Raw genomic sequence first — 13,227 nt, 5'->3', positions numbered from 1 at the left:
CCGGTCGCGGTCACGGAGACACCGAGGCCGCCGATGGTGACCGTCCCGTGCGCCCCCGAAGCCGCACGGGTCGAGCCGGAGTAGGTGATGACCGCGACGGCTCCGCTGATCGCGGCACCGACGCCGCCCTGGACCGACACCGCCTGGTTCGTCGGGATGATCGTGTCGGTCGAGGAGACGATGAGGCCGCCGACGGCGCCGTCCGCGCCGATGGCGACGTCGCCGACGAGGGCAGTCGTGTCGCCGCTGATGACGGCGACGGCGATGGCCGCACCGACCGCCCCGGCCGCGATGCTCACGCCGAAGGTGCGCGCCGAGATGGTGCGGGTCGCGACGGTGTCGACGGCGATCTTCGTGACCGCCTTGGGCACGGTCGCGCCGGTGTCGATGTGAGCGCTCTGGCTGCTGCTGTCGGTGATGACGACGACCTGGCCGCTGATGGCGAGACCGCCGAGGGCGCCGGCCGCGGCGAGCCCGTCGACGCGCTCGTCGAGCACCGCGTGCACACCGACGGTGGCTCCCGAGCTCACCGACCCGGTCGAGGCGATGCCGGCGTCGGTCGACAGGCCCAGGGTGACGATCGAGACGCCGGCGCCGAGCGCGCCGAGGCCGACAGCGGCGACGCCCGCGAGGCTCGTGACGTCGATCCGGTCGGTCGCGCGCACCTGCACGTCGCCGCCGGCGTGGACCGACCCGTAGATCGTCGCCGACGTGCCCGACGGGGGCGCCGGCTGGGTGAAGGGACTCGAGGCGACGGACCCGCCGGGGCTCGCGCCGGTCACCGACGAGGAGGCGTCGCTCGTGCTCGACAGCTGGCGCACCTGGTAGTTGTCGTCGCTGAGCGCCCACGACGGGGTGGCCGAGGCTGCGTCCGTCTCGGGTGCCACGAGGGAGTTGGTGATGTCGGTGAGCGCGACGTAGTAGTGGCCGCCGGAGCTGACGAGCTGGCCCTGCACGTAGTCGGTGCCGCTGACCCAACCCTCGATGCTGCCCGAGCCGCCGAGCACGCTGCCCCACCCGTTGCCGCTGCCGCCGTTGGTGTCGCCGCCCGAGGCGAGCGAGTCGGCGCTGCCGGTCGACGTGCCGGTCGGGGACTGGTCGCCGAGGGCCCAGTCACCGGGCGACGACGACGGGGTGTCCCCGACGGTCCGCGTCTTCGCGGCATACGTCTTGCCGCTGTAGGTGACGACGTCGCCGGCCTCGTAGGTGACGGTGGAGCTCCACGCCCGCGGCACCCAGACGGTCGGGTTGCTCGTGGGGTTCTTGCCGACGTTGCGGCTGCGGGCGAAGTACTTCACGCCACCCACGGAGACGATGTCGCCGGCCTCGTAGGTCGTGCCCGAGCTCCAGACCCCGCGGTCCGGCCCGCTCACGGCGCTCTGGTAGGTGTTCGTCGCCGCGGTGCCGACGGTCCAGACGGTCACCGACCCGGCGACGCCGACGACGCCGCCACCGAGGCTCACGGCATACGTCTGCACGTGCTTGGTCGCGAGCGCGTCGATCTCGACGGTGCCGTCGGCCCAGACGTCGCTGCCCACCCCGAGGTAGGCCTGGACGGTGATGTTGGCGACCCCGACGTCGACGCCGCCACCGATGCCGCCGGCACCGATGCCCACGCCACCGGCGATGGTGAGCGTCTCGAGGTAGTCGGTGGCCGCGACGACGACCGACTGGCCCGACGCGACGCCGGCGATGATGCCCGAGGTGCCCTTGTTGACCGTCGTGCCGCCGGCGATGAAGGCCTTGACGACGACGGTGAAGATGTTGACGCCGATGCCGCCGGCGATGCCGACGAAGCCGCCGGCGATGCCCGCGGTGAGGCCGAAGAGCTCCTCGGAGGAGTCCGCCTGGACGGCGAGGCCGTGGAAGGCGCTCTTCGTGCCGAAGCTGCCCGCGGCGGTCGACGTGCCGTCCGAGATGCCGGAGGCGGCTGCGCCCTTCGCGAGGACGACGACGACGTTGTTGCCGCCGAGGTGGGCCTCGGTCGTCTTCGTCACGACGGCCACCGAGACGCCCGCGCCGAGCCCGGCCCAGACGCCGGCACCGAGCGAGGCGGCCACGAGGACGAGGTCGGTCGTGTCGTTCGCGATCACGAGCACGTTGTTGTCGGCCCGGAGGGTGACGCCGGTGCCGGTGGTCGCGCTCGTCGTGAGGTCGAGGACGGTGACGCCGACCGCGCCGGCGAGGCCCGCGTCGCCACCGATGGCGGCCGAGGCGGCCACCGACACGAACGACTCGCTCGCGTCGGCCTCGACGACGATGTCGCCCTTGGCGTTGACGACGGTGGTGTTGCCGATGCTCGAGGTGGTCGTGATCTCGATGACGCCGACGGCGACACCGGCACCGGCGGCGACCGAGCCCGCCCCGGCCGCGGCGGCGGCGATGCCGAGCTGGTGGAAGCTGTTGCCCGCGAGGACGATGACCGACTGCGCCGGGTCGGCACCCGCGACGTTCGTGCTGCAGTCGCTCTCGGAGGCGCAGTTGACCCTCGCCGAGGCGCCGATGCTCGCGGTCGTCGTCACGGTGATGACCGAGACGGTGCCGGAGACGTTGACGGCGACGCTGCCGGAGACGCCGGCGCTGATGCCGATCGCGTTGATCGAGTCGCTGTTCGTCGCGGTGACGGCCACACCGCTGAAGCCGGTCTGCGTCGTCAGCGTGGCGGTCTGCGGGTTCGTCGTGCGCGGGTCGGGCGCCGGGAGGACGCCGGAGGGCACGAGGCTGTGGGAGGTGCCGGTCGCGGCGGAGGCCGTCAGCGTGATGGCGAGGCCGGAGATGGCGCGGTCGCGCGTCGTCGCGAGGCGGATCTGCTGGGCTCCGAAGGGACCGGTGGTCGCGAGGACGATCGCGTAGTAGGTCTGTCCGTCGGTCAGCCCGCCGATCGGGGTGCCGCCGCCGGAGCTGTAGATGACGGCGTCGCCGGTCGCGATCGGGGTGATGAAGGAGTAGGGGAGGGTGATCGTGTTGCCGCTGACGTCCTTGGCCGGGATGAACCGCGGCGAGGCGTCCTTGGTCGGCTGGGCGCTGTTGGTCGGCACGAGGCGCTGGGACTCGCCCATGAGCGCGTTGGGCAGGCTGAGGGCGAGCGGGGGTCCGCGGGCCGTGAGCGAGAGGGTGAAGCGCGTCGGGGTGAGGACGTTGACGTAGTAGGTGTTGCCGTCGTGCAGGCCGGTGATGTCGGCGCCGCCGCCGTTGTCGTAGATGACCTGCTGGCCCGTGCTGAAGCCGTGCGGGGTCGGCATGACGATGGCGAAGTGGTTGGGGTCGCTCGGGTCGAGACCCTGCGGCACGGGGTTGCCGTCGGTGAAGCCGCGCGGGTCGAAGCGCGGGTCCTGCTGGGTCATCGTGTAGCCGCCGCTGTTGACCGTGCCGTGGGCAACCCGCCCCACGAGGCCGTATGCCGTGACCTTGGCTCCGTCGCCGACCGTGGCCGTCGTCGTCTTCGTGAGGACCGGGACGGCCGCGCCCGCGCCGACCGACGCGCTGCCGGAGGCGGTGACGTTGCCGGCGACGATGAGCAGCTCGAGCACCTCGTCGGCCGTGACGAGGACGTTGCCGCCGGCGACGACGACGGTGCTCGCGCCGAGCGTCGCCGTGGTCGTCACGGTCATGACGGAGACGCCGGCGTTGAGGGCGATCGCGACGTCGCCACCGACCGCGCCGCCGACGGAGATCGAGGTGATCTTCTCGCTCGAGACGGCCGAGACGACGACGTCGCCGTTGGCGGTGATGCGGGTGCGGTCGCCGACCGAGGAGGTCGTCGTCTTCGTGATGACCTCGACGTCGGCGCCGGCGCCGATGCCGGCCGTGCCGCCGATCGCGACCATGCCCGCCGCGGCGACGATCGTCGTGCGGTCGGAGGCGATGACGACGACGTCCTGACGCCCGGGTGCGCCGGCGTTCGCCTGGTTGACCTGGGAGTCGGCGCCGATGCTCGCGGTCGTCGTGTCGGTGAGCACGTTGACGGTCGTCGAGCCGGCGATGCCGACGCTCTTGCCCGCGCCGCCCGCGATCGCGATGAGCATGATGTCGCCGAGCTGGGTCGCCGAGACGGTGAGGCCCGGGGTCGTGCTGGCGGTGGCCGCACGGGCGGCGAGCGTGGCGCCCTGCCCGGTGGTCGCGCTGACGCGGCTGGCCCGCACGAGGACGGAGGCTGCCAGCCCGATGCCTGCGTTGCCGGCCCCGATGGCCAGCCCACCGGCATACAGCCTGATGGTGGTGGCCTTGCCGGCGTCGTCGATGGCACTGCGGGCGCTCACCTCGAGGTCGCCGCCGGCGGTGACGGTGACGCGGTCGGCCGCGGAGGCGCCGCCGCCGAGGCTCGCGTAGGTGCCGGGCGCGCCGGAGCCCTGGTTCTGGACGATGACGATGAAGGAGCCGGCGGCGGCGTTCTGCTTGGCGACGCCGAGCGAGGCGGCGGCGGCGAGCACGGGGTCGGTGGCGATGGCGCGGACGCGGACGTCGCCCCCGGCCCAGACCTTGGCGCCGTTCGCGATGCCGGCCCGCACGTCCTGGTTGGTGACCGCGACGATGACGGCGACGCCGACCCCGGTGCCCTTCGTCGACAGGCCGATGCCGCCGGCGATGGCGATGGTCGACACGTCGTCGCGGGCGAGCACGGTGACGCTCTGGCCGGTGTCGCCGTGGTCGGTCTGGTTGACGAGGGCAGCGGTGCCGATGCGGGCGCTCGTCGAGCGGTTGCCGACGATGACGACGAAGGAGCCGCCGACGCCGAGGTCGCCCGAGCCCGCGCCGCCGCCGAGCGCCACCGACGAGAAGGGCGGCGTCTGGAGGCTGTCCATGCCGAGCACCGGCAGGCTCTTGATCGTGTCGGCGAACTCGCTCAGCAGGTCGTGAATGATGTCGAAGGGCAGCGGCGAGAGGTGGGCCGTGGCCTCGACGGTCGTCGCGCCGGAGGCGTTCGTCGTCGTCGGCGTGGCCGCGCTCGAGTCGATGAGCGCCGTCGTCGTGACCGCGGTGAGGACGGTGATCGCGATGGCGGCGCCGACACCCTGGCCGTTCGAGGCGAGGCCGGCGGCGAGCGCGAGGTTCTGCATGCCCATCGGGTTGGTGGCGCGGACCGTGAGGTCGCCCGTCGAGGTGAGGGTGGAACCGGCGCCGACCGAGGCGGTGGTCACGTACTTCACGACGATGATCCCGGCCGACCCGGCGATCTGCGGGTCACCCTTGCCGCCCGCCGCCGCGATGCCCCAGACGGTGACGGCGTTCCCGAGCGGGAGGCCGGTGGTCTCGTCGAGCGGCGTCGTCGCCTCGACGGTGATCGCGTCACCGCTGAGGGTGGTCCCGGTGCCGACGAGGGCGGAGCTCGCGATGTCGAGGTGGGCGAAGCCCACGCCGATGCCGAAGCCGGTCGAGTTGGCGTCGGTGTTGAGCGAGGTGCCGGTGCCGCGCGAGGTGATGTCGGTCAGCTGGTAGGCGCCGACGGTGATCGGGCCGGCCGCGTCGATCGTCACGCCGTTCACGACGCGCGCGATGTTGGTCGACTGCACCCACACGACGCCGAAGGCGGCGGCGATGCCGACCGAGCTGCTGCCTTGGCCGGACTGGGCGCTCGAGGCGGAGGAGCCGGCCTTGGCCGCGTCGTTCGCCTTGGGCGGGGCGTCGGCGCCCTTGCCGCCGGCGTTGGGGTCGTTCTTGACCGTGTCGGTCGCCGTGGCGTCCGCGGTCTTCGTCGTCGACGTCTTCGCCTGGCCGACCGAGCTCGCGTTGGCCTGGGCGAGCGCGGCGATGCGCGACTCGGCGGTGATGGAGGCGCTGTCGACCGTCGCGCTGCGCGAGAGCTCGGCGAGCGTCGTCCAGCCGATGACGATCGGCAGGGCGATCGCCATGCCGACGCCGACGTTCGTCGCCTTGACGTCGCCGTTGGCCTGGGTCTCGGTGAGGTCGGAGGTGTGCACGGCCTCGATCGTGAGGGCGCCGTTGATGTCGATGGCGGGACCGGTGCCGAGGCGCGCGGTCGTCGACTCGCCCGAGTTGACGATGAGCGCGACGGCCGGGCTGACGGCCGTGCCTCCCTTGGCGCCGGCCTCGGCGATCGTCGAGATCCAGCGCTCGGAGGTGGCCGAGATGGTGACGTCGTGGCCGCCGGTGAGCGAGACGCCGTCGGCGATCTCGGCCTTGGTGACGGTGGAGGCGAGCACCTGGATGGCGGCCGCGGCACCGATGCCGACCCCGGCGCCGTCGGTGTTCTCGCCCGTGATCTTCTTCGAGATGAGGCACGGCAGCCCGAGCACCTGGGCGCAGGCCTTGAAGGTCGGGTTGGCCGAGGCGCCGGCGACGTCGACCTCGGCGTAGGCGGCCGTGAGGGTGATGTCGCCGTCGTGCATGACGAGTGTCGCGCCTGCCGGCACGAGGGCCTGGGTGCTCGCCGTGACGATGTTGAGGGCGAGGGCACCGGCAACGCCGAGGTCGGTGGTGTTGCTCGCACCGGCCGTCGCATCGGCCTTGATGGTGTGCGTGACGTCCGGCTCGGCCGTCGGGTCCTCGGCGTTGTCGACCTGGGTCATGGTGGCCAAGACGTCGAGGCCGTGGGCGTCGACCGTGCTCGCACCGGTCGTCGCGAGGTTCGTCATGGTGACGAGGTTGACGACGACACCGGCGCCGATGCCGACCCCGGTCTTGGTCGCCGTCGTGCCCTTGGCCTCGCCCGCCACATCGGTGTTGGCCGAGCTCGCCAGGGTGACCGGGCCGTCCGTCGCCGTGACGGTGAGTCCGTCGGAGAGCCACGCCTTGGAGACGGTCGTGACGATGTTGATGGTGACGGCGCCGGCGACCGAGACGGAGCCGTCACTCGTGGCCGCGGCCGGCGTGCTCGAGCTCTTCGAGCTCTTGCCGGTCGTGGCCGTCGACACGGCGTTGCCCTGCCCGAGCCACTTGTCGGCCGTCTTGTTGACGCCAGCGTTGGGGTCCTTGGGAGCGCCCGGTGCGGCGGCGTCGGTCACGCTGTCGTTGGCGGAGGAGCCGCTGGCCGAGAGCGAGACCGCGGAGGCGGTGACGTTGCGGGCGACGTTGGCCGTGACCTCGTCCTCGACGATCGCCAGCGCCAGCGCCAGGGCGATGCCGGCGGTCTCGGCGTCGACGTCGCCGCGGCCGATCGTCTCGGTGGCGGTGTGCTGCGTGGCCTCGAGGGTGACCTCGCCGGGCACGACGAGCGTGGCTCCGGTGCCGAGGCGGGCGCTCGTCGTGACGGTGGAGAGAGTCAGACCGACCGAGGGCGAGATCGCGATGCCGCCGCCGGAGCCGCTCACGGCCTCGGCTCCGGTCTCGGCCTCGGTCTCGGCGACGATCTCGAGCGAGTCGAGGTCGGTGAGCACGACGTTGTCCATGACGGCGGCTGTCGTCGTCACGTTGTCGATCGTCATGCCGAAGGAGGCACCGATGCCCATCTTCGGCGGCTCGTTGTCGCCGCCCGAGTCGACGACGACGAAGTAGTGCGCGGTGCCCGTCGTCTTCGTGGTGTCGAACTCGAGCTCGATGCCCAGGATGGCGTTGGCGAAGCTGTCGGCGAGCTGGATGTAGCCGGGGCGCTCCACGATGGCGAAGTACGTGTAGTTGTTCTTGAGGGCACAGTCAGGGTTGAGGCCCGTCACGGTCTGGCAGAGCAGAACGCTGCTGCTCGGGACGATGCCGATCGGGTCGCCGCCGCCGGTGAAGTAGACGAGCTTGTCGCCGGTCTTGACGTTTCCGTCGGCCAGCTCGTAGGGCAGGCGGATCGTCGTCAGCTTGCCGGCGGAGTCGGTGAGGATGTCGGCGGGGTCGAAGGCGTCGCGGTAGGGGGTGGCGCTGGCCGTGGCCGCGCTTCCGGAGTGAGCACCGAGGGCGAGGGCGCCGCCCCGGGCGTCGACCGTCGTCGTCAGGCCGGTGGCGCTCTTGACCTGGGCGCTCGTCGTGATCGTGACGATGTTGATGGCCACCGAGCCGGCCACGCCGAGCTTGCCGCCGCCCGAGGAGGCCGAGACCGCCCCGGCCTCGATGGTGTGGGTGCAGTCGGCCTCGGGGTCGTCGCACGAGGTCGGCGAGGTGTCGCCCGTCGGGGTCATCGTGGCGCCCATGGTGACGCCGACCGCGTGCACGGTGGCGCCGGCGGCGATGTCGGCGAGGTTGTCGACGGTGGCCAGGTTGAGGCCGACACCGGCGCCGATCGCCGCGACCGCACCGTTCGTGCCGGTCTCGCCGTCACCGGTCGCCGACGCGTCGGTGTTCGCGGAGCTCGAGAGGGTGAGCGGCCCGCCGTCGACGGTGATCGTCACGGAGCCGGGGAGCGACACGTCACTGACGGTCCTGACGAGGTTGAAGGCGATGGCCGCGGCGACGCTGAGCGAGGCACCGCTGTTCTCGGCCGTGCCGGCAGTGGGCGTCGTGCTGTCCTTGCCCTTCTTGGCCCCGCTCGTGCCCGCGAGGTTGTTGCCCATCGTCAGGTAGCTGTCGGCGAGCCCGTTGACGGAGCTCGACGTCGAGGTGTCCTTGTCGGGCGCGCCCGCGGTGCCGGCCCACGAGTAGCTCGACGTCGTCGAGGCGCCGCTGGCCGTGAAGGCGGCCGAGCCGACGGTGGTGAGGCTGCGAGCCGTCTTGGCGGTCACCTCGTGGTCGGCGGTGTTGATGGCGACGGACGCGCCGATCGCGCCGTTGGAGGTCGTGTCGCCACTCGTCGAGGAGTCCACGCCTGCCGTCTGGGTGGCGGTCGCGGCATACGCGCCGGTGAGGGTCAGCAGGGAGCCGGTGCCGAGGTCCGCGTGGGTGAAGACGTTGGAGATGCCGACGGCCACGACAGGGGTGACCGCGATGGCGCCGGCCGAGGCGCTCTTGGCGAAGGTCGTCATCGAGCTGTCGGTGGTCGCCTCGAGGGTGAGGTCGTGCGCGCCGGTCAGGGTCGCGCCGTTGCCGATCGTCGCCGAGTCGGAGTCGTTGACGATGTTGACGCCGACCCCGACGCCGATGCCGACGGCGTCGCCGGGGCTGTCGACGAGGTAGAAGAAGTGGTCCGAGCCCTCGGCGACGGAGGGGTCGACGGTGAGGATGAGCGAGCTGTCCGGCGTCGTGCCGAAGACCGGCGGGATGAGCAGGCTGCCCGAGATGAGCTGGATCCGCGTCTTGCCGTCGGCGTCGGGGAGGCAGAAGCCGAGGGTGTCGGCGTGCGGGCACCAGAGGTAGTACTGCGAGTTCATCGTCAGGCCGCCCATGCTGACGCCGCCGCCGTTGGAGTAGGCGACCTTCTCGAACGTCTTGGCGAAGAGGCCGTTGCCGTGCTGGAGCGGCAGCGGGAGCACGAAGGTCTTGTTGTCGGCCTCGACGTTGGTCTGCGGCGTGAAGAACGGGCCGATCGGGCGAGCGGTGACGGTCGAGCTCGTCGTGTGGCTGCTCGCCAGCTTCACGTTCGCCCCGGGTGCCGAGAGGCTCGCCGAGGGCGACAGCGTGGCCGAGCTGGTCGCGGTGACGACGTTGACCGCCACGGAGCCCTGGAGGCTGAAGGTCGAGCCGCTGCCGCCGGGGAGTGCCACCGCGGTGACCGACCCACCGACGCCGGAGGCCGCCTTGGTGTCGAAGGTCTGCACGCCGTCGGGGGCCTCGACGGTCACGGAGCCCGTCGTCAGCGAGAGGTTGCCACCGAGACGCGCGGTGGCGGCAGCATTGGCGATCGCGACCGCGACGGCTGCGCCGATGCCGGAGGCCGAGCGGAAGACGGCGCTCGCGTCGCCCAGCGTCGTGGCGGTGGTGGAGTTCGCCGCGTGGACGAGCACCGAGCCGGCGGCCGGGGTGGTGAGGCTGAAGGCGCCGGTCGCCGGGGCGATCGCCGCGTCCGAGGTCGTCGTCACGCGGGTGACGGCCACGGAGGCGGCGACCTGGAGGGGGCTCAGCGTCGTCGCGATGTCGCTGAGCAGCTGTGCGGGAGTGACGGGCCAGTCGATCGAGTCTGAGTTGGAGGTCGCCCCGCCCTGGCTCGCGACCCCGGTCGTCGTGATCGTGTGGGTCGCGTCCGAGGTGACCTCGAGGCTCTTGGCGGTGTTGCCGCTGCTGTGCGCGTCGACGAGGGCCTGGCTCGTGCCAACCAGCGTCACGAAGGCGACACCCGCTCCGCCGCCGACCTCGAGGGCGGTCGCGACCGCGGTGAGGTCGCTCGGCGTCGCCGCCGAGACGACGACGTCGCCGCCGGCCGTGAAGGTCGTCGTGCCGGACAGCGTGGTGATCGCCGTCGTCGTCACGGTGAGGATGGCGAGAGCGGCGCTCGTCGTGTTGTCGATGGTCCCGGCGAGGGCGCCTGACTCGAGGTCGGCGGTCACGGTCGAGGTGCTCGTGGCCTGGATGTCACCCGACGACGCGAGGGTCGAGTCGGTGATCGTCACCGTGGCCGAGGAGTTGATGGTGACCTTGGTGATCGGCGTCGCGGTCGAGATCGTGGAGGAGGCGCTCGCGTCGATCGAGATGTCGCCGGAGCGGATGGTCGCGCCGGTCAGCGAGATCGTCGCGCCGGGAGCCGCGTGGATGACGGCGGTGCCGGTGCCGTTGTCGGTGGCGACGGCCCGCAGGTGCACCTCGCCGCTCGTCGCCCCACCGGTCGTGTTGATGACGACGCTGCCGACGGTGATGGTCTCGGCGGTGACGTCGAGCACGAGGCCCGGGATGAGCAGGTCGGTGTCGAAGGTGATGCTGTCGGTGCCGCCCAGCCCGTCGATCGTGAGCTTGGCGAGACCCGAGACCGCGATGTTGAGGGTTTCGATCGTCGGGCTCGAGACGCTGAGCGTCGTGCCCGACACGGCGACGTGGATCGTGTCGTTGCCGGCGGTTCCGGTGACGGTGACGTCGGCGGTGGCGACCGAGATGGGCTCGAGGCCGGCGTAGCGCAGGAGCGTGCCGTCGATGGTCAGGGTGCCGGTGCTGTGGTCGACAGCGGTCGTGCCGACGACGCCGCGCCGTCCGCTGACGACGAGGGAGTCGAAGCCACGCGCTCCGCCGTCCAGGCCCGCGGAGAGCGAGCCCCGGGTGCCGAGGGTGAAGGTGTCCTTGGTGTCGGGAGCACCGACGAGGTGCCCGACGTGGGTGAAGGAGACGACGCCGAAGGAGCCGGCGTCAGGGCCGCTGATCGTCCAGGTCGTGTCGGTGGGAGGGCCGCGCACGGTGTTGGCGCCGCCCCCGCCGTCGAAGGCGAAGAAAACCCCGGTGGCAGGCACGTCGAAGGTGAGGTCGTCGTCGCCGGCGCCGCCGATGATGCGCACGAGGCTGATGTTGAGGGTCGAGCCGACGACGGCGACGCCGCCCCCGGCCGGGCTGAAGGTGACCGTGTTGCTGCCACGGTCGAAGCTGATCGTGCCGACGAGCGGGAGACTGCCGCCGTCGAGGGTGAGGACTCCGCCGACGAGCTTCCAGGCGAGCGTCGTCGCGGGCGTGGTCGCACCCGTCGTGCTCGTCGTGGACGTCGTGGTTGCCGCTGCGCCACCGGCCGTCGACGTCGTCCCGTCGGTCGTGGTGGCGGCTGAGCCTGTGGTGGCGGTGGTCGTCGTGGTCCCGGTTCCGGCGGTCGTCGTAGTCGTCGTCGTGGTGCCTGACGCTGCTGTGCCGGACGTCGTGTCGGACGTCGTGCCGGAGGCCGTGGGGGCGGGCGGGAGCGGGGTGCCCGAGGTGTCGGGCGCAGGGATCGGGTCGATGGTCGGGTCGGTGCCGGCGGTCGGGTCCGAGGTGACACCCGAGGTCCCCGTCGGGTCCGGCGTCGCCGTCGGGTCCGAGGTGGCGCCGGTGCTCGAGGTCGGGTCGGCGGTGGGCGTCGGGTCGGTGGGCGTCGGGTCCGAGGTGGCCGTGCTGTCCGTGGTCGCTGCGGTGGTTGCCATCGCTGCGGTGTCGGTGGACGTCGTGCCGGTGCTCGAGGCGCCACTCGAGGTGGAGTCAGCCGAGGTGGGTGCCGGGTCTGCTGTCGGTGCCGGTGCCGGGTCGGGCTTCGGCAGGTTGGAGGCGTCGACCGGCCAGCTCTCGCCCGGGCTCAACGTGGAGCCCATGAGGCCCGACGAGTGCCCGAGCCCGAGGTAGTGCCCCATCTCGTGGCGCACCGCGGTCTTGAGGCTCATTCCGCCGCTCCCCCAGCCCCAGCCGGCGGCATCGACATCGATCGTCACGCTGCCGGATCCCTCCGAGCCGAGCTGCAGGTCGGGCAGGTCGCCGACGTGGGCGGAGAAGCCGCTGAAGTCGGCAGACGGGTAGGCGTCCTGCCACTCCGCCTCGACGGTCGCGACGACGGCGTTGAGGTCGGCATCGGTGATGGCGGCGTCGGGCCCGACCGGCGTCTCCGGTGCGCTCGATGCCGTGAGCAGGGCGGGCGCGGCAGTGGTGGTCGCGCTCGTCGGCGTCGCCGTCGTGGCCGCGGCCGAGCTCGTCGTCGTGGACGGCGTCGCGGTGGCTGTCGGCGTGGGCGTCGCAGTGGTCGTCGCCGTCGGCGTCGGGGTGCCGGTGGGCGAGGTGCCGCTCGTGCAGGTCACCGAGTTGCCGTCGGCCGACCGGACGCAGTGCATCTGCGATCCGGTGCTCCCTGTCGAGGTCGGCGAGGGGGTCGGCGTGGCCGATCCGCTGCCCGCCGTCGGCGGCTTCGGGGTGGTCGTGACGGTCGTCAGGGGGGTCCCCGGCTGCCCGGCGGCGCCGCCCGGCAGCGTGGTCGTCGTGAGGGTGCGGGCACCGGTCGTCGTCACCGCGCCGCCGAGGCGAGAGGGCGAGCCCACGCTCACCGTGCGCGAGCTGGCGCCGGCGGCAACGGCCTTGTTGACGGCCTTCGCCATCGCGACGGCACCCGACTGCGCGAGCTTCGCGCCGGCATACCCGGCCTGCTGCGTGGCCACGGCGTCGTCGATCTTGAGGAACCAGTCGGCCACGCCCGCGACCTGGCTTGCGACCTGCCCGGCACGCTGCTGCGCGGGGGTCAGGGGCGGCGCGACGGGGCCCGTTGCGGCGGCTGGAGCCGCAGTCGCGGGGGCGGCCGCGGCCGTCGCGACGGCCGCGGGGACGCCGGCGACCCCGAGGATCAGGGCGGTGCCTGCGGCGACGAACCGGACAGGGCGGATCGCTGCGCCGAGTCGGGGACTGGGCGTAGCGGTCAAACGATGGATCAAGCCCATGAGGCTTCCCGTCGAGTGGCGCAGCCGGTGTCGGTTCCGATGGCGCGGCAAAGACGCGCCGTTTCGGACAATAGGACGGCGTGTGACCCATGTCTCGATTTCGGCGAAATCTGCC

General features: G+C 72.4%; 1 protein-coding gene. It reads right to left on the bottom strand.

What is annotated here, in order from left to right:
- A partial coding sequence (locus FBY41_RS23225; RefSeq protein WP_141847710.1) for a beta strand repeat-containing protein occupies window positions 1-13,094 on the bottom strand: 13,094 nt, incomplete at its 3' end.
- Window positions 13,095-13,227 lie beyond the last annotated feature (133 nt).

Origin of the sequence: Humibacillus xanthopallidus, from assembly GCF_006716675.1 — a bacterium.
Lineage (GTDB): Bacteria > Actinomycetota > Actinomycetes > Actinomycetales > Dermatophilaceae > Humibacillus > Humibacillus xanthopallidus_B.
Note: the sequence above shows the minus strand (reverse complement) of the source record. Positions and strands in the feature narration are given on the sequence as shown.